19 protein-coding genes and 1 riboswitch are annotated in these 20,777 nt (G+C 69.3%); of the genes, 11 read left to right on the top strand and 8 right to left on the bottom strand.

What is annotated here, in order from left to right:
• The first annotated feature begins 39 nt into the window (after window positions 1-39).
• The 4 genes from ACZ5TL_RS23800 to ACZ5TL_RS23785 all read left to right on the top strand — a co-directional run bounded on the left by ACZ5TL_RS23800 (window position 40) and on the right by ACZ5TL_RS23785 (window position 4,553).
• A complete protein-coding gene (locus tag ACZ5TL_RS23800) occupies window positions 40-1,020 on the top strand; it encodes a tetratricopeptide repeat protein (RefSeq protein WP_468592306.1) in 981 nt (326 codons plus the stop codon).
• A gap of 132 nt (window positions 1,021-1,152) precedes the next feature.
• The gene (gene def / locus ACZ5TL_RS23795; RefSeq protein ID WP_468592201.1) at window positions 1,153-1,803 is read left to right on the top strand and encodes a peptide deformylase; all 651 of its coding nucleotides are present in this window, start codon (window positions 1,153-1,155) and stop codon (window positions 1,801-1,803) included.
• 297 nt (window positions 1,804-2,100) lie between these two features.
• The gene (gene cyc1, locus ACZ5TL_RS23790) at window positions 2,101-3,186 is read left to right on the top strand and encodes an epi-isozizaene synthase (RefSeq protein WP_468592200.1); all 1,086 of its coding nucleotides are present in this window, start codon (window positions 2,101-2,103) and stop codon (window positions 3,184-3,186) included.
• Complete coding sequence (locus tag ACZ5TL_RS23785) at window positions 3,183-4,553, top strand: bifunctional albaflavenone monooxygenase/terpene synthase (RefSeq protein ID WP_468592198.1); 1,371 nt, start codon at window positions 3,183-3,185, stop codon at window positions 4,551-4,553. Before cyc1 ends, ACZ5TL_RS23785 begins: the two co-directional genes overlap by 4 nt.
• 234 nt (window positions 4,554-4,787) lie before the next feature.
• Here the strand turns inward: ACZ5TL_RS23785 and ACZ5TL_RS23780 are convergent, their stop codons facing one another.
• The 6 genes from ACZ5TL_RS23780 to ACZ5TL_RS23755 form a co-directional block, all read right to left on the bottom strand.
• The gene (locus ACZ5TL_RS23780) at window positions 4,788-5,792 is read right to left on the bottom strand and encodes a ribonucleotide-diphosphate reductase subunit beta (protein WP_468592197.1); all 1,005 of its coding nucleotides are present in this window, start codon (window positions 5,790-5,792) and stop codon (window positions 4,788-4,790) included.
• A 56-nt stretch (window positions 5,793-5,848) separates the two neighbouring features.
• Window positions 5,849-8,212, bottom strand: coding sequence for a ribonucleoside-diphosphate reductase subunit alpha (locus ACZ5TL_RS23775; protein ID WP_468592195.1), 2,364 nt, complete (start codon window positions 8,210-8,212; stop codon window positions 5,849-5,851).
• A gap of 124 nt (window positions 8,213-8,336) precedes the next feature.
• Window positions 8,337-8,465, bottom strand: a riboswitch (cobalamin riboswitch).
• Window positions 8,466-8,517: 52 nt separating this feature from the next.
• The gene (locus tag ACZ5TL_RS23770; RefSeq protein WP_468592193.1) at window positions 8,518-9,024 is read right to left on the bottom strand and encodes a GNAT family N-acetyltransferase; all 507 of its coding nucleotides are present in this window, start codon (window positions 9,022-9,024) and stop codon (window positions 8,518-8,520) included.
• A 72-nt stretch (window positions 9,025-9,096) separates the two neighbouring features.
• Complete coding sequence (gene mctP / locus ACZ5TL_RS23765; RefSeq protein ID WP_468592191.1) at window positions 9,097-10,725, bottom strand: monocarboxylate uptake permease MctP; 1,629 nt, start codon at window positions 10,723-10,725, stop codon at window positions 9,097-9,099.
• On the bottom strand, window positions 10,722-10,988 hold the full coding sequence (locus ACZ5TL_RS23760) for a DUF3311 domain-containing protein (protein ID WP_468592190.1): 267 nt from the start codon (window positions 10,986-10,988) through the stop codon (window positions 10,722-10,724). The genes mctP and ACZ5TL_RS23760 overlap by 4 nt, the downstream gene beginning before the upstream one ends.
• A 152-nt stretch (window positions 10,989-11,140) precedes the next feature.
• On the bottom strand, window positions 11,141-11,905 hold the full coding sequence (locus ACZ5TL_RS23755; protein WP_468592188.1) for a GntR family transcriptional regulator: 765 nt from the start codon (window positions 11,903-11,905) through the stop codon (window positions 11,141-11,143).
• Window positions 11,906-12,216: 311 nt separating this feature from the next.
• Here ACZ5TL_RS23755 and ACZ5TL_RS23750 point away from each other — a divergent pair, with 311 nt between their 5' ends.
• The 6 genes from ACZ5TL_RS23750 (at window position 12,217) to ACZ5TL_RS23725 (ending at window position 17,806) form a co-directional block, all read left to right on the top strand.
• Complete coding sequence (locus ACZ5TL_RS23750) at window positions 12,217-13,497, top strand: extracellular solute-binding protein (protein ID WP_468592187.1); 1,281 nt, start codon at window positions 12,217-12,219, stop codon at window positions 13,495-13,497.
• Between the two features lie 70 nt (window positions 13,498-13,567).
• The gene (locus ACZ5TL_RS23745) at window positions 13,568-14,554 is read left to right on the top strand and encodes a carbohydrate ABC transporter permease (RefSeq protein ID WP_468592186.1); all 987 of its coding nucleotides are present in this window, start codon (window positions 13,568-13,570) and stop codon (window positions 14,552-14,554) included.
• Window positions 14,551-15,393: a carbohydrate ABC transporter permease gene (locus tag ACZ5TL_RS23740; RefSeq protein WP_468592184.1), complete on the top strand. Its 843-nt coding sequence runs from the start codon at window positions 14,551-14,553 to the stop codon at window positions 15,391-15,393. Before ACZ5TL_RS23745 ends, ACZ5TL_RS23740 begins: the two co-directional genes overlap by 4 nt.
• A gap of 9 nt (window positions 15,394-15,402) precedes the next feature.
• Entirely contained in the window at window positions 15,403-16,950 is a 1,548-nt protein-coding gene (locus tag ACZ5TL_RS23735; RefSeq protein ID WP_468592183.1) for a glycoside hydrolase family 3 protein, read from the top strand.
• Between the two features lie 56 nt (window positions 16,951-17,006).
• On the top strand, window positions 17,007-17,255 hold the full coding sequence (locus tag ACZ5TL_RS23730) for a helix-turn-helix transcriptional regulator (RefSeq protein ID WP_468592182.1): 249 nt from the start codon (window positions 17,007-17,009) through the stop codon (window positions 17,253-17,255).
• On the top strand, window positions 17,252-17,806 hold the full coding sequence (locus ACZ5TL_RS23725; RefSeq protein WP_468592181.1) for a hypothetical protein: 555 nt from the start codon (window positions 17,252-17,254) through the stop codon (window positions 17,804-17,806). Before ACZ5TL_RS23730 ends, ACZ5TL_RS23725 begins: the two co-directional genes overlap by 4 nt.
• Here ACZ5TL_RS23725 and nagB read toward each other — a convergent pair.
• Together nagB and ACZ5TL_RS23715 are read right to left on the bottom strand one after the other, a co-directional pair.
• On the bottom strand, window positions 17,803-18,588 hold the full coding sequence (gene nagB / locus ACZ5TL_RS23720) for a glucosamine-6-phosphate deaminase (protein ID WP_468592180.1): 786 nt from the start codon (window positions 18,586-18,588) through the stop codon (window positions 17,803-17,805). The two genes, ACZ5TL_RS23725 and nagB, sit on opposite strands and share 4 nt — an antisense overlap.
• Before the next feature lie 453 nt (window positions 18,589-19,041).
• Window positions 19,042-19,794, bottom strand: coding sequence for an SDR family oxidoreductase (locus tag ACZ5TL_RS23715; protein ID WP_468592179.1), 753 nt, complete (start codon window positions 19,792-19,794; stop codon window positions 19,042-19,044).
• Window positions 19,795-19,889: 95 nt separating this feature from the next.
• Here ACZ5TL_RS23715 and ACZ5TL_RS23710 point away from each other — a divergent pair, with 95 nt between their 5' ends.
• Window positions 19,890-20,579, top strand: a complete 690-nt coding sequence (locus tag ACZ5TL_RS23710; protein ID WP_468592178.1) for a TetR/AcrR family transcriptional regulator — start codon at window positions 19,890-19,892, stop codon at window positions 20,577-20,579.
• The last annotated feature ends 198 nt before the right edge of the window (window positions 20,580-20,777 follow it).

Here is a 20,777-nt window from a genome sequence, read left to right as displayed (position 1 = left end):
TACGGCCAGCCCACCGCACGGAACTGGCAGGCGGGAATCGTGAGGATCTTCGGCAAGGGACGGCACCGGCCCTCCGCCTCCTGGCGGCAGGCCACGGACCGGGCGTTCACACTCATCGGCGACGGCCGGTACGAGGACGCCGGCGCACTGTTGACGCGTGCCGCCGATCTGGAGCCCTGGCTTTCCGAGTCCTGGTTCAACCTCGCGCTGCTGCACAAGTTCCGGCACGACTGGGAGCAGGCCCGGGCGGCGGGCCTCAGGGCGGTGGCCCTGCTGGACCGGGACTCCGGCGCGCCCGACTGGTGGAACGTCGGCATCGCCGCGACCGCGCTCCAGGACTGGCCGCTGGCCCGCCGTGCCTGGCAGGCCTACGGGCTGCGGATGCCGGGCGCTGCCAACGACTCCGGCGAGCCCGTCGGCATGGACCTCGGCAGCGCGGCCGTACGGCTGTCCCCGGAGGGGGAGGCGGAGGTCGTGTGGGGGCGGCGGCTGGATCCGGCGCGAATCGAGGTGCTGTCCATTCCGCTGCCGTCGTCGGGGCGGCGCTGGGGTGAGGTCGTGTTGCACGACGGGGTGCCGCACGGGGAGCGGACCACGGCCGCCGGGCACACGTATCCGGTGTTCGACGAGATCGAGCTGTGGGCGCCGTCGCCCGTGCCGACGTGGGTGGTGCTGCTGGAGGCGGCGACCGAGTCGGACCGGGACGCGCTGGAGCAGCTTGCCGCGGACGCCGGGTTCGCCGCGGAGGACTGGTCCTCCTCGGTGCGGTTGCTGTGCCGGATGTGCTCGGAGTCCCGGATGCCGTCCGACGAGGGCGACGGGGAGCATCTGGATCCGCACGATCACAGTGAGCCGGGGCATCCCGGGCCGCTGGGGCACCGGACCGACGGGCAGCTCTGGGTCCCCGAGCGGGAGTGCGGGCTGGCCGCGCCGGCTTCCCTGGTCCGGGGGGTGCTGGACGGCTGGGTCGCCGACAGTCCGGATTCCCGGGACTGGCGGGATCTGGAAGAAGTGTGCTGAGGACGTCGTCCGGACGTGGGTCCGCCGTGGCTGTTCGCGCAGTTCCCCGCGCCCCTGAAAGCAGGGCGTTTCACCCGCGTACCCTGTATCGCATCCCAGGCCGGTTTGTTTCAGGAAGGCGTACGTAACGTCATGGCTCAGCAGGACACCGATCAGCAGCACGCGGGAGTGCTCCCCGTCGATGACGAGGGGTACGTGATCGACACGGAGGACTGCGAGGAGCGCGAGGCTGCCTGGCGGGAGCGGGGGACCTCGCGGCCGATCACGGTGGTCGGGAACCCGGTGCTGCACAAGGAGTGCAAGGACGTCACCGACTTCGGCGAGGAACTGCAGCAGCTCGTCGCGGACATGTTCGCCAGCCAGCGCACCGCCGAGGGCGTCGGACTCGCCGCCAACCAGATCGGCGTCGACGCGAAGGTCTTCGTCTACGACTGCCCGGACGACGAGGGCGTCCGGCACACCGGCGTGGTCTGCAACCCCGAGCTCGTCGAACTGCCCGCCGACAAGCGCCGCCTGGACGACAGCAACGAGGGGTGCCTGTCGGTACCCACCGCGTACGCGCCGCTCGCCCGGCCCGACTACGCCGAGGTGACCGGGCAGGATGAGAAGGGCAACCCGGTCAAGGTGCGCGGCACCGGATACTTCGCACGCTGTTTGCAGCACGAGACCGACCACCTCTACGGCTACCTGTACATCGACCGACTCTCCAAGAGGGAACGCAAGGACGCGCTGCGCCAGATGGCCGAGAACGAGCCTCGTTACCCCGTGGTGGCCAACGACTGAGACCTCAGCCGCACCCAGACGAACGGCGTCTGTTCGGGATTCCCACCCCGAACAGACGCCGTTCGTCTGTGTCGTTCGCCTGTCCGTCGCACGTTCGATCGCTTCTGCTCGCCCGGTGATCCAGCACCAGTCACACAAAGGGAGGTTCCCGGCACTGTGTGGTAGTGAATGAAGCAAATACGTTCCCAGGGCGGTCAGTTGTAGTGCTGAATAGGGGTGAGCGGGGTATGCAACGGCGCACGCCCGGCACGAAGGGAGGGGCGCTCGCGCCAACTGGCGTCTGAGAGGGGTTAGTTCGTGCATGCTTTGTCACATGGCACCACATCGGCACCGACCAGGATCGCGGTTCCACCGTCGCTCTCTCTCCCGGTGATCGAGGCGGCGTTTCCCCGGCAACTCCACCCGTATTGGCCGAAGTGCCAGGAGAAGACCCGGGCCTGGCTGCTCGAAAAGCGGCTCATGCCCGCGGACAAGGTGGCGGAATATGCCGACGGCCTTTGCTACACCGACCTCATGGCCGGGTACTACATCGGCGCCTCAGACGAGGTCATGCAGGCGATCGCGGACTACAGCGCCTGGTTCTTCGTCTGGGACGACCGTCACGACCGCGACATCGTGCACGACCGTCCGGTCGCCTGGCGGAGACTGCGCGACCAGTTGCACTCGGCGCTCGACTCCCCCGGGGAGCATCTGCACCACGAGGACCCACTGGTCGCCGGGTTCGCGGACAGCGTCCTGCGCCTGTACGCGTTCCTGCCCCGGACATGGAACCTCCGGTTCGCCCGGCACTTCCACGCGGTGATCGACGCCTACGACCGGGAGTTCCACAACCGCACGCACGGAATCGTGCCCACGGTCGAGGAATACCTCCGGCTGCGCCGGCTCACCTTCGCGCACTGGATATGGACGGATCTGCTCGAGCCGACCGCGGGGTGCGAACTCCCCGACCCGGTGAGAAAACATCCGGCATTCCGCCGGGCGGCGCTGTTGAGTCAGGAGTTCGCCGCCTGGTACAACGACCTCTGCTCGCTCCCCAAGGAAATAGCGGGCGACGAGGTGCACAATCTCGGAATCAGCCTCATCACCCATGAGGGGCTGAATCTGGAACAGGCGGTCGTAGAAGTACGGCGCCGCGTCGAGGAATGCATCACCGAATTCATGGACGTCGAACGGAAAGCGTTACGGTTCGCCGACGACCTCGCCGACGGCACCGTGCGGGGAAAGGAGCTGAGCGCCGCCGCACGGGCCTGCCTGAGCAATATGCGGAACTGGTTCAGTTCCGTCTACTGGTTCCATCACGAGTCCGGCCGGTACATGGTCGACAGCTGGGACGACCGGTCCACGCCCCCGTACGTCAACAACGAAGCGGCAGGTGAGAAATGACCGTCGAGTCCGTGAAGCCTGAAACCCCGCCGGCTCCGGAGCCGTGTGAACCGCCCCGGGCGGGCGGCGGGGTCCCCGTCCTCGGGCACGGCTGGAGGCTGGTGCGTGACCCGCTGGCGTTCATGTCCCGGCTGCGCGACCACGGCGACGTCGTGCGCCTCAAGCTCGGGCCGAAGACGGTGTACGCCGTCACCACCCCGGATCTCACCGGCGCCCTCGCGCTGAGCAACGACTTCATCATCGCCGGGCCGCTGTGGGAGTCCCTTGAGGGCCTGCTCGGAAAGGAGGGCGTGGCCACGGCGAACGGCCCGCGGCACCGGCGCCAGCGGCGCACCATCCAGCCCGCCTTCCGGCTCGACGCCGTCCCCGCCTATGGCCCGATCATGGAGGAGGAGGCGCACGCGCTCACCGAGCGCTGGAAGCCGGGCGAGACCATCGACTGCACCTCCGAGTCCTTCCGGGTGGCCGTGCGCATCGCGGCCCGCTGCCTGCTGCGCGGCGACTACATGGACGAGCGGGCGGAACGGCTGTGTGTCGCCCTCGCCACCGTCTTCCGCGGGATGTACCGGCGGATGGTCGTCCCGCTCGGACCGCTCTACAAGCTGCCCCTCCCGGCCAACCGGGAATTCAACCGGGCATTGGCCGATTTGCATCTCCTGGTCGACGAGATCGTCGCCGAGCGCCGCGCATCCGGTCAAAAGCCGGACGATTTGCTGACGGCATTGCTGGAGGCGAAGGACGAGAATGGTGACCCCATCGGGGAACAGGAGATTCATGATCAGGTCGTCGCGATCCTCACCCCCGGCAGTGAAACCGTCGCCTCCGCGATCATGTGGCTGTTGCATACGCTCGCGGAACACCCTGAACACGCCGACCGGGTACGCGACGAAGTGCAGGCCGTCACCGGTGGGCGGCCGGTGGCATTCGCAGACGTCCGAAAACTCAGGCATACCAACAATGTCGTCGTGGAGTCCATGCGTTTGAGCCCGGCCGTCTGGATTCTGACGCGCCGGGCGGTACGGGACACGGAACTCGGCCGGTACCGGATTCCGGCCGGGGCGGACATCGTCTACAGCCCGTACGCGATCCAGCGCGACGCGAAGTCCTACGACCGTAACCTGGAGTTCGATCCCGACCGCTGGCTCCCGGACCGGGTCAAGGAGATCCCGAAGCACGCCATGAGCCCGTTCAGCGTGGGCAACCGCAAGTGTCCGAGCGACCACTTCTCGATGGCCCTGCTGACGCTCATCACGGCGGCGCTGGCCACCAAGTACCGCTTCGAGCCGGTGGCCGGCTCCAACGCCGACACGCGTGTGGGCATCACGCTTCGGCCGCACGAGCTGCTGCTGAGGCCGGTGCCGAGGTGACCGTCCGGTGATCGTCAGGCCGTTTGGGGGCCCTGAACGTGCGCCGGCAGGCGTTCGGTGTCGTCCCGACCGCCCGGACGGAAGGGTGACGCAGCGCGGCCGCGTCGATCCTCTCGTCCGTCGCCTCCAGCAGCTGGTCCTCCTGGTCCTCCCGTCCGTGACCGGCCTCGTGCGCGAGAGGCGCACCGACCGCCGGGGCAGGGAGGCCCAGGAGATCCGCGGAAGCGGGCTGCCTCAGAAGTCCTCGTCCAGGTCGACGGTGCCCTCCACCGCCACCTGGTACGCGGAAGGCCGCCGCTCGAAGAAGTTGGTCAGCTCCTGAACCCCCTGGAGCTCCATGAAGGAGAAGGGGTTCTCGGAGCCGTACACCGGAGCGAAGCCGAGGCGGGTGAGCCGCTGGTCGGCGACGCACTCCAGGTACTGCCGCATCGACTCGGTGTTCATGCCCGGCAGGCCGTCGCCGCACAGGTCGCGCGCGAACTGCAGCTCGGCCTCGACGGCCTCGCGGAGCATGTCCGTCACCTCCTGCTGAAGCCGGTCGTCGAACAGCTCCGGCTCCTCCTTGCGGACGGTGTCGACCACGTCGAAGGCGAAGGACATGTGCATGGTCTCGTCGCGGAACACCCAGTTGGTGCCGGTGGCCAGGCCGTGCAGCAGGCCCCGGCTGCGGAACCAGTAGACGTAGGCGAAGGCACCGTAGAAGAACAGGCCCTCGATGCACGCGGCGAAGCAGATCAGGTTCAGCAGGAAGCGGCGGCGGTCGGCCTGTGTCTCCAGGCGGTCGAGCTGGTCGACCGAGTCCATCCACGTGAAGCAGAACTCGGCCTTCTCGCGGATGGAGGGGATGTTCTCGACGGCCGCGAAGGCCGCCGCCCGGTCGTCGTGGTCGGGGAGGTAGGTGTCCAGGAGCGTCAGATAGAACTGGACGTGCACGGCCTCCTCGAACAGCTGGCGGCTCAGATAGAGCCGGGCCTCGGGGGAGTTGATGTGCTTGTACAGCGTCAGCACCAGGTTGTTCGCGACGATCGAGTCGCCCGTGGCGAAGAAGGCCACCAGTCGGCCGATCAGGTGCTGTTCGGCGGGGGAGAGCTTGGCGAGGTCGGCGACGTCCGAGTGGAGGTCGACCTCCTCCACGGTCCAGGTGTTCTTGATGGCGTCCCGGTAGCGCTCGTAGAAGTCCGGGTAGCGCATCGGGCGGAGAGTCAGCTCGAAGCCGGGGTCGAGAAGGTTCTGAGTCATAACAGTCGGCGCGAAGCGCCGTCCTCCAGGGGTGGCGGTCGGGTGGCGGGTGGGAATTACTGGCAGGCCTCGCAGGACTCGGGGTTTTCCAGGGAGCAGGCGACGGCGTCCTCCGTCGCCGGCTGCTGCACGGGGACGGTGGCGGTGGCCTGGGCGGCGCGGGCGATGCGGGTCGCCGGGCGCGAGCGCAGGTAGTACGTGGTCTTCAGCCCGGACTTCCAGGCGTAGGCGTACATCGAGGAGAGCTTGCCGATGGTCGGCGTCTCCAGGAAGAGGTTCAGGGACTGGGACTGGTCCAGGAACGGGGTCCTGGCCGCCGCCATGTCGATCAGGCCGCGCTGCGGGATCTCCCACGCTGTGCGGTACAGCCTCCGCACGTCCTCGGGGATCCAGGCGAAGTCCTGCACCGAGCCGTTCGCCTCACGCAGGGCCTCCCGGCTGCGGGCGTCCCACACGCCGAGCCGCTTCAGCTCGTCCACCAGGTAGGAGTTGACCTGGAGGAACTCACCGGACAGCGTCTCGCGCTTGAACAGGTTGGACACCTGCGGCTCGATGCACTCGTACACGCCCGCGATGGAGGCGATCGTGGCCGTCGGCGCGATGGCGAGGAGCAGGGAGTTGCGCATGCCGGTCGTGGCGACGCGCTCGCGCAGGGCTGCCCAGCGCTCCGGCCACGTCAGCTCCACGTCGTAGTGGTCGGGGTGCAGTACGCCCCTGGCCGTACGGGTCTTCTCCCAGGCCGGCAGCGGGCCGCTGCGCTCGGCGAGATCGGCGGAGGCCTCGTAGGCGGCGAGCATGATGCGCTCGGCGATGCGGGTGGACAGCGCCTTGGCCTCGGGCGAGTCGAAGGGCAGGCGCAGTGTGAAGAGGACGTCCTGGAGACCCATGGCTCCGAGGCCGACGGGACGCCACCTGGCGTTCGACCGGCCTGCCTGTTCGGTCGGGTAGAAGTTGATGTCCACGACCCGGTCGAGGAACGTCACGGCCGTACGGACCGTCTCGTCCAGCCGCTCCCAGTCGATGCCCCCGCCCGCCCGGTCGACGAACGCGCCGAGGTTGACCGATCCCAGGTTGCAGACCGCCGTCTCCCCGTCGTTGGTGACCTCGAGGATCTCCGTGCAGAGGTTGGAGGAGTGCACGACGTGGCCCGGCTCGGCCGTCTGGTTGGCGGTGCGGTTGGCAGCGTCCTTGAAGGTCATCCAGCCGTTGCCGGTCTGCGCGAGGGTGCGCATCATGCGGCCGTACAGCTCGCGGGCGGGCAGCGTCTTCTTCGCCAGGCCCTTCGCCTCGGCCGCCCGGTACGCGGCGTCGAACTCCTCGCCCCACAGGTCGACCAGCTCGGGCACGTCCGCGGGGGAGAACAGCGACCACTGCCCGTCGGCGTTCACGCGGCGCATGAACTCGTCCGGGATCCAGTGGGCCAGGTTCAGGTTGTGCGTACGGCGGGCGTCCTCGCCGGTGTTGTCGCGCAGTTCCAGGAACTCCTCGATGTCGGAGTGCCAGGTCTCCAGGTACACCGCGGCGGCGCCCTTGCGGCGGCCGCCCTGGTTCACGGCGGCGACCGAGGCGTCGAGGGTCTTCAGGAACGGGACGATGCCGTTGGAGTGGCCGTTGGTGCCGCGGATCAGCGAACCCCGGGCGCGGATGCGGGAGTAGGCGATGCCGATGCCGCCGGCGTGCTTCGACAGCCGGGCCACCTGGTGGTACCGGTCGTAGATGGAGTCCAGCTCGTCCTTGGGGGAGTCGAGGAGGTAGCAGGACGACATCTGGGGATGCCGGGTGCCGGAGTTGAAGAGGGTGGGGGAGGAGGGGAGGTAGTCGAGGCGGCTCATCAGCCCGTAGAGCGCGGCCACTTCGTCCAGCGCGCGGGTGGTGTCGTCCTCGGCGAGACCGGCGGCGACCCGCAGCATGAAGTGCTGCGGCGTCTCGATCACCTGGCGGGTGATCGGGTGCCGGAGCAGATAGCGGCTGTGGAGCGTGCGCAGGCCGAAGTAGCCGAAACGGTCGTCGGCGGCGGTGTCGATCAGGGCGTCGAGGCGGGCCGCGTGCAGCCGGACGAACTCGGCGGTGCGGTCGGCGATAAGGCCCTCGCGGTGGCCCACGGCGACCGACTCCGTGAAGGACGTTACGCCCTGGGAGGCGGCCTCCGCGCGGATGCCGATGGTCAGCAGCCGGGCGGCCAGCCGGGAGTAGGCGGGGTCCTCGGAGATGAGACCGGCGGCCGCCTCCGTCGCCAGCTCGCGCAACTCCGACGCGTCAGCCCGCGCGGACCGGCCGCGCAGCGCGGCGGCGGCGACCCGGCCCGGGTCGGCGTCGGGGAGGTCGGCGGTCAGCTCGGTCAGGGTCCGCAACAGGGCGGCACCGGGAGCGTCGTGCGCTTCTTCGGCGGCTGAGACCGGTTCCGCAGGCGCGATGGTCACGTGGGGCTCTCCCTCGCTCGGCACGGGGGCCTCGTCGAGGGCAGGGGGCAGCACGCGAGCGCACGCGGCGTCGCGTCCACCGGCCCATTCCACGAGGCCCGGACGTCAGGGCACACCGGCCGGACGGCCGGGCGCGCTGTCGGCAGGTCCTCGGACTGACTCCCATACATGCATGAACAGGCATGGGTATACCGTTGCGGGACAGTTCCGGATTCCCACCGGATTCCCCTGCGGCGACAGCGAGCATGAGCATACATCTTGTGCCGGGCAGAGAAAGCACCCCTAGATGTAGTGCCGAGATGGTTTCACAGTGTCAACTCGTAGGTGAGGAGAGTGATGTCGTCGAGCTCCGGAATCGGGTTCCAGTCGCGCTCCGGGACACGGACGAAGCCGAGACGTTCGTAGATGCGGTGGGCGGCGTGCATGGTTCGCTGCGTCGACAGGACGACGCGGACGCAGCCGCACGTCGCGCGGGCGCGGTCGACGCAGGCGCGGACGAGGGCCTCTCCGGCGCCGCGGCCGCGGGCCTCGTGGGCGACGGCGAGCATCCGTATCTCGGCCTCTCCGGGCAGGGCGATGTCGGCCATGGGACCGCCGGCGGGAACGAAGGTGACGCCACCGAGGAGGTGTTCGCCCCGGGTGGCCACCAGGACGTCCGCGGCGGCGGCCCGCTTGGCCACGTCCTTGAGTTCCCCGAGGTAACCGTCGCTCTCACCGAAGTCGAGGAGGTCGTCCTTCAGGTAGGCCTGGGCGGTGATCTCGCCGAGGGCGCCGTACTCGGTGGGCTTCACTCGCCGGATGAGAATGTCCATGGTCCGAGTCTGCGGGACGGGTATGACAACGGGCCGCCGGTTTCTCACCGACGGCCCGCTGTCACCTGCGACTCAGTGCGAGGTGCCCGCCGTCGCCGGCGGAAGCTCCACCTGAACCCCCGGGTCGCCCGCGTCCGCCGTGTAGTCCTCCGGCTTGGTCTCGTCGATGCCGTCGGGGGCCTTCAGGGCCTTGAGGACGAACGTCAGGACCACCGTCACCACCACGTTCAGGACGAACGCCGTGAGGCCGATATAGCCGATCTCGCCGATGCCGGGGATCTCCTTCGAGGAGCCGCCGAAGTGCTTCTGGGTCGGGGAGGCGACGCCGTACGCGGCGACCGTGCCGTAGAGCATGCCGACCGCCCAGCCCGCGAGCAGGGCCCAGCGGTGGAACCAGCGGGTGAACAGGCCGCCGACCAGCGCCGGGAAGGTCTGCAGGATCCAGATGCCGCCCAGGAGCTGGAAGTTGATGGCGACCGTCTTGTCCATCGTGAGGACGAAGGCCAGCGCGCCGACTTTCACCAGCAGGGACACCAGCTTGGAGACCTTGGTCTCCTGCGCGGGTGTGGCGTCGGGCTTGATGAAGTCCTTGTAGATGTTGCGGGTGAAGAGGTTCGCGGCCGCGATGGACATGATGGCCGCCGGGACCAGGGCCCCGATGCCGATCGCCGCGAAGGCCACGCCCGCGAACCAGTCGGGGAACATGTTCTCGAACAGCTGCGGGATCGCCAGCTGCCCGTTCTGCACCTTGACGCCGGCCGCGATCGCCATGAAGCCGAGCAGCGCGAGCAGGCCCAGCATCAGCGAGTAGAGCGGCAGGATCGTGGTGTTGCGGCGGATCACCTCACGGCTCTTCGAGGACAGCGTCGCCGTGATCGAGTGCGGGTACATGAAGAGCGCGAGCGCGGAGCCCAGCGCCAGCGTGGCGTAAGTCCACTGCCCCGCCTCCGCCGGCACCAGCGCACCGCGCGGCGCGCCTGTCGCCGGGTTGGTCTGGCTGTACGCTTCGCCCGCCTTGGCGAAGATCTCGTCGAAGCCGCCCAGCTTGATCGGGATGTAGATGATCGCCACCGCGATGACGATGTAGATCAGGGTGTCCTTCACGAACGCGATGAGCGCGGGCGCACGGAGACCGGACGAGTACGTGTACGCCGCCAGCACGCCGAAGGCGATCAGCAGCGGCAGGTCCTTGATGAACCAGTTGGTGTTCTCGCCGCCGCCGACGCCCATCACGTCCAGCACGGCCTGGATGCCGACCAGTTGGAGCGCGATGTACGGCATCGTCGCGAGGATGCCGGTGAGGGCCACGGCCAGGGAGAGGCCCTTGGAGCCGAAGCGGCCGCGCACGAAGTCGGAGGTCGTGACGTACCCGTGCTTGTGGGACACCGACCACAGACGGGGGAGGAAGGTGAAGATCAGCGGGTACACCAGGATCGTGTAGGGCACCGCGAAGAAGCCGGCCGCGCCCGCCGCGTAGATCGCCGCGGGGACGGCGACGAAGGTGTACGCCGTGTACAGGTCGCCGCCGAGCAGGAACCAGGTGACCCAGGTGCCGAACGAGCGGCCGCCCAGACCCCATTCGTCGAGGCTGTGCTCGTTCTCGGCCTTGCGCCAGCGCGCGGCCAGGAAGCCCATGACGGTGACGAGCAGGAAGAAGAAGATGAAGACGGCGAGCGCGACGCCGTTCACGCCGTCCTTCACTCCGACGCACCGCCCTTCGTGGCCGAGCGGGCGCGCTGGTCACGCTGCCACAGCTTGTAGGCGATCACCGTCAGGACGGTGGAGATCAGCACCCACGCCATCTGGTACCAGTAGAAGAACGGGATCCCGATGAAGGCCGGGTCCATCCTGGTGTACGAGCCGACCCACAGCATGGCCACGAAGGGCGCTATGAGGCAGAAGCCGATGACGACGCGCACAGGCGTCACCACCGGCCCTCTGCTGGCTTCCGGGGCTTGCGACATCAGGCGGCTCCGTCCCCTCGATGATCACCTCTGCGATGCGCAGGCAATCTAGGTCAGGGTGCGGCGACAGCGGAACCCCTCGTCCGTAATGCGGTACCCCATATGCGGTACCAACAGGGAATGGGCCCTCAACGGCCACCGCAGCGGTTCAGCTACTCCTGAGGCCGCTTCAGGCGCGCCACGAACTTGTACCGGTCCCCCCGGTACACCGAGCGCACCCACTCCACCGGCCGGCCCTCCCGGTCCAGGGAGTGCCGGGACAGCATCAGCATGGGCAGGCCCACGTCCGTGCCGAGCAGGCCGGCCTCGCGCGGGGTGGCCAGCGACGTCTCGATGGTTTCCTCGGCCTCCGCGAGATGGACGTCGTAGACCTCTGCGAGCGCGGTGTAGAGGGACGTGTACTTCACCAGGGACCGGCGCAGGGCGGGGAAGCGCTTCGCGCTCAGGTGGGTGGTCTCGATGGCCATCGGCTCTCCGTTGGCCATGCGCAGCCGCTCGATGCGCAGCACGCGTCCGCCGGGCGTGATGTCGAGCAGTCCGGCCAGCCGGTCGTCGGCCGTGATGTAGCCGATGTCCAGCAGCTGCGAGGTGGGTTCGAGGCCCTGGGCGCGCATGTCCTCGGTGTACGAGGTCAGTTGCAGCGCCTGCGAGACCTTCGGCTTGGCGACGAAGGTGCCCTTGCCCTGGATGCGCTCCAGCCGGCCCTCGACGACCAGTTCCTGCAGCGCCTGGCGCACGGTCGTGCGCGAGGTGTCGAACTCCGCCGCCAGCGTGCGTTCGGGCGGGACCGGTGTGCCGGGCGCCTGGGTCTCGGTCATGTCGAGCAGGTGCTTCTTCAGACGGTAGTACTTCGGCACGCGCGCGGTACGGACCGGTGCCCCGCCCCCGTTCTCCGCGCTGCTGACGTCGGTGCTCATGCTCCGCCTTCCCGGCTCGGTCTGCCGACACGGTTCCACTTGTATACCGTCGGCGGCTCTTTTGGTCTAGTCCACCATTCCCTGTGGTCTACCCGCAGTATGCCGTGCCCGCTGGGATTTTCGCTGGCTTCTTACTTAAAGGTTCCTGCATATGTAGGTCGCATAACGGCTGGTCAGGACTGTCTGGCGACCCTTGACAGGCCTCCTGGTCTGGTCCAAGCTCCCCGTACTGGTCTACACCATTGGTCCAGGCCCGGCCCCACGTTCACTGCGGGGAGCCAGGGGGGTGTGGGATCCCTGAGGAGGGTGGCGTGAAGCGCAAGCTGACAGCCGCGATCGGTATCGCGGGCATGATGGTCTCCATCGCGGCGTGCGGGGGCGAGGGGGGCGGGGGTTCCGGCAAGGGCGCGGACGCCAAGGAGCTGACCGTCTGGCTCACCGTCGACGCCCAGAACAACTGGCCGGAGCTGGTGAAGGCCGCCGACGCCGCGGTGCGGAAGAAGCACCCCGGACTCAAGATCAACCATGAGTACTACGGCTGGCCCGACAAGAACGCCAAGCTCGACGCCGTCCTCGCCACGGACAAGGTCCCCGACGTGGTCGAGATGGGCAATACGGAGATGCTCGGCTACATGGTCAAGGGTGCCTTCGCCCCCCTCGACCAGGCCGATTTCGACAACGCGGACGCCTGGCTGGACGGCCTCAAGGCCTCGGTGACCTACGAGGGCAAGACCTACGGCGTCCCGTACTACGCCGGCGGCCGGGTCGCCAACTGGCGCAAGGACGTGGCGGCGTCGGTCGGCGTGAAGTCCACTCCGAAGACGTACAGGGAGCTGACCGCCGCCCTGGGCAAGATCCAGAAGAAGCAGGGCGACAAGTTCAGCGCCTGGTACCAGCCGACCCGCGACTGGTACGCGGCCATGTCCTTCGTCTACGACGCCGGCGGCGCCATCGCCACCGAGTCGGGCGGCCGGTGGAAGGCCTCTCTCTCCTCGCCCGAGTCCCTCAAGGGCCTGAAGGAGTTCAAGAAGGTCGTCGACACGTACATGCACGGCGACAAGACCAAGGACGAGTCCGACCGCTACATCGTCTACGGCCAGGGCAAGTCCGCCATGATCTTCGCCGCGGCCTGGGAGGGCGCGACCGCCGAGGACCCGAAGAACGACAAGACCGGCAAGCTCAAGGGCAACCTCGAGAACTTCGTGATGCCCGGACCGTCCGGCAAGAACATGCCCGTCTTCCTGGGCGGCAGCGACCTCGCCGTGCCGGTGAAGTCCGACGCGCAGGCCCTGGCCGCCGAGTGGATCAACGCGTTCGCCGGCTCCTCCGGGCAGAAGGGCCTGATGGCCAAGGGCAACCTGCCCAACAACAAGACCGACCTCGCGACACTGAAGAACGACCCCAAGACGGCGGTCCCGGCCACCGCGGCCGAGTCCAACTGGTTCGTCCCGATGGCCCCCGGCTGGGGCCAGGTCGAGAAGGCGCAGATCCTGCAGACCATGCTGCAGAGCATCGGCACCGGCAAGAAGTCCGTCGAGGCCGCCGCCGAAGAGGCGGACGCCGCGATCGACGAGGTCATCAACACCAAGTGACCTTCGGGCGGGGCTCCACCGGGTGGGGCCCCGCCGTCGTCAGACCTGAGGGACCGCCAAGGAGCGCGCGATGAGTGCCGCAGACACCACCACCCCCGTCAAGGTGCCGCCGCCGCGGCAGGCACCGCCGCCCCCCGAGGACCGGCGGCCCCGCGGGCAGCGCACGTCGGGCGGGCCCGCGGTCCCCTGGCTGCTGCTCGCGCCCTGCCTGCTGATCCTCACCCTGGTCATGGGCTATCCGTTGGCCCGCCTGGTCACCCTGTCCTTCCAGAAGTTCGGGCAGTCCCAGCTGTGGGGCTTCCAGCCGGCCGAGTCGGTCGGCTTCGACAACTTCGCCGAGGTACTGGGCGACGGCGAGTTCTGGGCCGTCGTCGTGCGCACGATCGTCTTCGCGGGCGGCGCCGTCGTCCTCACCATGGTGACCGGCATGGCGCTGGCCCTGCTGCTCCAGCGGGTCTCCGGCTGGCTGAAGGTGCTGATCAACATCGTCCTGGTGGCCAGCTGGGGCATGCCGGTGATCGTCGCGACCACGGTCTTCAAGTGGCTCTTCGACACGGACTACGGCGTCTTCAACGCGCTGCTCAGCAAGCTGCCCGGAATCGGCATGGTCGGCCACAACTGGTTCGCCAGCGGACCCCAGGGTCTGGCCGTGATCATGCTGTTGGTGGTCTGGGGAGCCGTGCCGTTCGTGGTCATCACGCTCGGCGCGGGTCTCACCCAGGTCCCCAGGGAACTGGAGGAGGCGGCCCGCCTGGACGGCGCCGGCTCCTGGGGCGTCTTCCGCTACGTCACCCTGCCCGTCCTCAAGCCGATCATCGTGATGCTCACGACCCTGTCGGTCATCTGGGACATGGGTGTCTTCCCGCAGGTGTTCGTGATGCGGGGCGGCCACCCCGAGCCGGAGTTCCAGGTCCTCAACACCTACTCCTACGACCGGGCCTTCGTGGTCAACGACTACGCCCAGGGCTCGGCCATCGCGCTGATCACCGTCCTGCTGCTGCTCGGCGTGGTCGCCGTCTACATGCGGCAGATGCTGAAGATCGGAGAGGTCGAATGAGCACGCTCGCCGGAGCCGGCCACCGGAAGTCGCGGCTGGGCTGGAACCTCCTTGGTCTCCTCGTCTTCCTCACCGCCGGCTTCCCGCTCTACTGGATGCTCAACACCGCGTTCAAGCCCGCCGAGGACGCCATCGACGCGGATCCGAGCCTGCTGCCCACCGGCATCACCTTCGACAACTTCGGCCGGGCGCTGGACATCGCCGACTTCTGGGGCCCGGTGGGCCGCAGCCTGGTGGTGTCGCTGGCCGTCGTCGTCATCGGCATGATCGTCGGGCTGCTGGCCGCGCTCGCCATCTCCCGGTTCGCCTTCCGCGGCCGCAAGATCGTGATCGTGGGCATCCTGGCCGTGCAGATGGTCCCGCTGGTCGCCATGATCATCCCGGTGTTCCTGCTGCTCAACGACCTGGGCCAGTACGACCGGCTCACCGGCCTCATCATCACGTACCTGACCTTCGTCCTGCCGTTCACGGTGTGGACACTGAGGGGCTTCATCGTCAACATCCCGAAGGAACTGGAGGAGGCGGCCATGGTCGACGGCTGTTCCCGTACGGGCGCCTTCCTCCGGGTCGTCTTCCCGCTCCTGGCCCCCGGCATGGTCGCCACCTCGGTCTACGGCTTCATCCAGGCCTGGAACGAGTACCTCTACGCCCTGATGCTGCTCAGCCAGAAGAACCAGACCGCGACCGTCTGGCTCGGCAACTTCACCACCAAGCACGGCACCGAATACGCCCCGATGATGGCCGGAGCCACGATGATGGCCGTGCCGATCGTCGCCCTCTTCCTCCTCGTCCAGCGCAAGATGGCCGCGGGCCTGACCGCGGGCGCCGTGAAGGGATGACCTCACCCGATGACGACACTCGCCAGCGGCACCGACACGCTCACCCGCGACGCCCTGACCGTCCTCCAGCCCGGCTTCACCGGCACCACCGCCCCCGACTGGCTGCTGCGCCGGCTCGGTGAGGGGCTCGCCTCCGTCGGCCTGTTCGGCCGCAACATCGACTCCCCGAGCCAACTGGCCGCCCTGACCGCACAGCTGCGGGCCGAGCGCGACGACGTCCTCGTCGCGATCGACGAGGAGGGCGGTGACGTGACGCGCCTGGAGGTGCGCAGCGGCTCCTCCTTCCCGGGCAACCACGCGCTCGGCGCGGTCGACGACGTGGAGCTGACCCACCAGGTCGCCCACGAACTGGGCCGCCGCCTCGCCGCCTGCGGCGTGAACCTCAACTGGGCCCCGTCCGCCGACGTCAACTCCGACCCCCGCAACCCGGTCATCGGCGTCCGCTCCTTCGGTGCCGGCACCGGCCTGGCCGCCCGGCACACCGCCGCCTATGTGGCGGGCCTGCAGTCCGCCGGCGTCGCCGCCTGCACCAAGCACTTCCCGGGCCACGGCGACACGTCCGTCGACTCCCACCACGCCCTGCCGCGCATCGACGTCCCCGCCGAGGTGCTGGCCGAACGCGAACTGACCCCGTTCCGCGCCGCCATCGCCGCCGGCACCCGGGCCGTCATGAGCGCCCACATCCTGGTCCCGGCCCTGGACCCCGGCCGCCCCGCCACGCTCTCCCACCGCATCCTCACCGGTCTGCTGCGCGGCGAGCTCGGTTACGACGGCCTCATCGTCACCGACGGCATGGAGATGCGGGCGATCGCGGGCACCTACGGCATCGAACGCGGCAGCGTCCTCGCCATCGCCGCGGGCGCCGACGCGATCTGCGTGGGCGGCGGCCTGGCCGACGACGCGACCGTACTGCGCCTGCGCGACGCCCTGGCCGCGGCCGTACGCACCGGCGAACTCCCCGAGGAACGCCTGGCCGACGCGGCCGACCGGGTCCGGGCCCTGGCCCGCTGGGCCGGGACGGCGGACCGCTCGCCCGCGGGCACCCACGGCACCGAGATCGGCCTGCATGCCGCCCGCCGAGCCCTGACGGTGACCGCCGCCCAGGGCCTGGGGAGTCCCTCCGGATTCGAGCCCTTCACCGAACCGCCCTACGTCGCCGCCCTCACCCCCGTCGCCAACATCGCGGTCGGTGACGAGACCCCGTGGGGTGTCGCCGCCGAGCTGATCCACCTCCTGCCGGGCACGGTGACGGGTAGTTTCTCCGCCGAGGGCGACACCGGGAGCGAGGCTGGGGAGAGCGCCGGCCGGGCGGCCCTCCAGGCGGCCGGTCCGCGCCGCATCGTCGCCGTCGTCCGCGACGAACACCGCCACCCGTGGATGGCCTCCGCCCTCGACACCCTGCTGGCGGCCCGCCCCGACACCATCGTCGTCGAGATGGGCGTCCCTCAGGCCGTACCCCGCGGCGCCCTGCACATCGCCACCCACGGCGCGGCCCGCGTCTGCGGCCGGGCGGCGGCCGAGGTGATCGCCGGGATCACCGGCGTCCGAGGCGGGTAAGGCACAGCCGGCATTACGGGTTGTATGACTACCTCCGAATGTAGTACTTCCTATACATGAGCGAGCAGGTGCACAACAGGTTGGCCGTGGTGCGCGCCGAACACAAGGTGTCGCGCCAGAGCCTGGCCGAGGCAGTGGGAGCCCACTACCAGACCATCGGCTACATCGAGCGGGGGCAGTACAACCCGAGCCTCGACCTGGCGCTGAGGATCTCGAAGTTCTTCGGTCTGCCGGTCGAGGCCCTGTTCTCCCTCGAACCGTTCCGGCCGCTCACGGACGAGGTCTACGGGAGGAACAAGCCATGACGACGACACGCCTGACCCGCTACGACCGGGGCATGCTGCGGCTGATGAACGACCGCCGCGGGCTGGCCTGGTACGCCACGCCGACGCGTCGGCGAGTGGCCGTCGCCGCGCACATCACCCTCACGGTGGCCATCGGCGGGCTGATGGTCCACCTCTTCCTCGCCGAGGGGGAACCGCTGTGGGTGATCGCCGTGATGGCGGTGCTGCTCCTGCCCTGGATGGTCGCGACCGGGGTGATCAACTTCTCCACCCGGGGCCTGCTGGAACTGCGCGAACACGTCCTGGACGAACGGCAGTCCGCCGAGCGCACCCGGGTCCTGGCCCGGTCCCACCGTGCGATGACCCTGCTCCTGGCCGCGGCGGTCGTCGCCCTGCTGGCGGCAGGCCTGGCCGACGGGGACGCCCCGAAGGCCTACGCCGGGCCCCTGCTCATCGCCGTCCTCGTGGTCCACTGGCTGATGCCGCTGTGGGTGGCCGGCCTGCGGGCCCAGGACGAGCCTGCCGACGACGACGTGGTCGAGGCCGGGGCTCACGACCGCTACGACCGCTAGATGCCCTGCCACTCCGGCTTGTTGACGTACGTGTGCCGGAAGTAGTCCGCCAGCTTCAGCTTCGCCGCGGCGGCCTCGTCGACGACGACGGTCGCGTGCGGGTGGAGCTGGAGCGCGGACGCGGGGCACACCGCGGCGACCGGTCCTTCCACCGTCGCCGCGACCGCGTCCGCCTTGCCCTCGCCGGTCGCGAGCAGCACCAGGTGCCGGGCCTCCAGGATGGTGCCGATGCCCTGTGTGATCACGTGGTGGGGCACCTGGTCGATGTCACCGTCGAAGAAGCGCGCGTTGTCGATCCGGGTCTGCTCGGTCAGCGTCTTGATCCGCGTGCGCGACGCCAGCGACGAGCACGGCTCGTTGAACCCTATGTGCCCGTCGGTTCCGATGCCGAGCAGCTGCAGGTCCACACCGCCGGTGTCCGCGAGGGCCTTGTCGTACGACGCACACGCCGCCTGAACGTCCTCCGCCGTGCCGTCCGGTCCGGTGAACTGGTCCATCCCGATCCCGAGCGGCTCCAGCACCTCCCGCCGCAGCACCGAGCGGTACGACTCCGGGTGGTCGGCGGGCAGCCCCACGTACTCGTCGAGCTGGGCTATCCGCGCCCGCGTGACGTCCACGGCACCGGAGCGCACCTTGGCCGCCAGCGCCTCGTACACGGGCAGCGGCGTCGACCCGGTGGCCACGCCGAGCAGAGCGCCGGGCTTGCGCCGGAGCAGCTGAGCCATGGCCTCGGCGATGAGCTCGCCGCCCGCCTTGGCGTCCGGGACGATGACAACTTCCACGCTGGGCCTGCCGATCTGAGAGGGATGCTCAACTGGGACTGGACCCGGGAGGGGTCGTGTGGTTTAGACCAATCTAACAGAGTGGGGTCCTCCCTCCCAGGGTGAACGCCCTCGCTCCCGGGGAGGCGGCAGGCCCCTGCCGAGCAGGTCTCCAGCAGGTGAACAGCACCGGCCCCGCCTGGGGCTCCAAGGTCGGGGGGAGTGAAACGGAGCTGCCTCCTGCCCCACCCCGTAACGGGCCCGCCCTGACCGCCGCCGCCACTTCGGAGGCCCGCAGGCGAGCTCCCCGGCCAGCCGGCTCATGGCCCGAGAGGTGGTGGAACAGCCCGCCCTCCTGCGCCGGATCCCGACCGGCAGCACCCGGCCACGGCCGGGACTCGGACGCGCCGCCCCGCCGGCGAAGGTGACGGAGACGCGCTGAGCACGGCAGGAGCCATGAAGGCGCCGGCACGGTTACGTCAGCGAACCCCCCGTCACATCCACCCAGCTCCCCGTCACCCACCGGCCGCCGTCCGAGACCAGGAACGCCACCACGTCGGCGACCTCGGCGGGCTCGCCCACCCCGCCCAGGGCCGATATCGCCGCGGCGTTCGCCCAGCCGTCGTCACTGCCGTGCAGGAGCCGGGCCGTGTTGTCCGTGTCGATGATCCCCGGGGCCACCGAGTTCACCGTGATGCTCCTTGGGCCCAGCACCTTGGACAGGTCCCGGGACAGGACGTCCAGCGCGCCCTTCGTCATCGCGTACGCCATGTAGTCGGGCATCACCGCCGTCCGGGCCAGACCCGACGAGATATTGACGACCCGGCCGCCGTCCCGTAGCCGCGTCATGCCGTGCTTGAGGATGAAGAACGGCGCCTTCACATTCACCGCGAAGACCTGGTCGTACTCTCCCTCCTCCAGTTGCCCGATCGGCCGCGCATGGGCGACCCCCGCGTTGTTCACCAGGATGTCGAGCCCGTCCGCGTGCCGGTCGAACTCCTCCCAGAGCGCCTCAGCGTCCCCCGGTGCGCCCAGCTCCACGCCCAGTGTGAACGCCGAGCCGCCCGCCGCCTCGATGGCCGCGACCGTCTCCTTCGCCGCCGTCTCGTTCCTGCCGTAGTGCACGGCGACCCGCGCGCCGTCGCGGCCCAGCCGCTCGGCGATCCCTCGCCCGATGCCCCTGCTCGCCCCTGTGACGAGTGCCGTCCTGCCTGTGAGCACGCCCATGACTGCGCCCCTCCTCTTTTCCTAGCGGTCGCTACAGAAATGACCGTACAGCAGTTCGCCGACAATTCTCTAGCGCCCGCTATAAAATGCACCCCATGGTGAACGACGAGGGAACCGCCAAGGCCGCGAAGGATCCTGACACCGCGAGGGCGCAGACCGCCGGGGACGGCAAGGTCAGGAGCAGGCCACGCGGGCGCCCCCGCTCCTTCGACCGCGAGACCGCGCTGGAGAAGGCCCTCCTGGCGTTCTGGGCGCACGGCTACGAGGCCACGTCGGTATCCGACCTCACCCGCGTCATGGACATCGGCGCCCCCAGCCTCTACGCGGCCTTCGGTGACAAGCGGTCCCTCTTCGAGGAGGTCGTCCGCGTGTACGGCACGCGCTACGGCTCCTTCGCCGACCACGCCCTCGCCGAGGAGCCCACCGCGCGGGCCGCCGTCGAGCGCACCCTGCGCGAGGCCGCCACCGCGTACACGGAGCCCGGCCATCCGCACGGCTGCCTCGTCGTGCACGCGGCCGCGAACTGCTCCACCCCCGAGGTCGAGCAGTCGCTGCGGGACCGCCGCAACGCCAACATCGCCGCGTTCGAGAGCCGTATCAGGGCGGATGTCGCCGCCGGTGTGCTGCCCGCGGGCACCGACGCCGCCGCCCTCGCCCGCCACACCGGAGCGATGATCCAGGGCATGTCACAACAGGCGCGGGACGGGGCGAGCCGGGAGGAACTGGAGGCGGTCGCAGAAATTGCCATGTCCATCTGGCCCCGCACAGGAACCCACACGGGTTAGGCTGCGTGCTGGACGCCCGCGCGTCCGACGAGTCGGAGAAAATCACAACAACAAACAACCTCCAACGCATGGACACCCATGAGTGGTCTAGTCCACAATGCGTGACGAGGGCGCGTGTGCAGCGCGCACCAGCCTCCGCCTTCCCCGCACAGGAAGGCGGACCGAGGAACCGAGGCTCTCTGCCCTGACTGCCCCGGC

It is taken from the genome of Streptomyces sp. NPDC033136, from assembly GCF_055578235.1.
The sequence above is the reverse complement of the archived record's forward strand: the minus strand, read 5'-3'. Positions and strand labels throughout refer to the sequence as shown.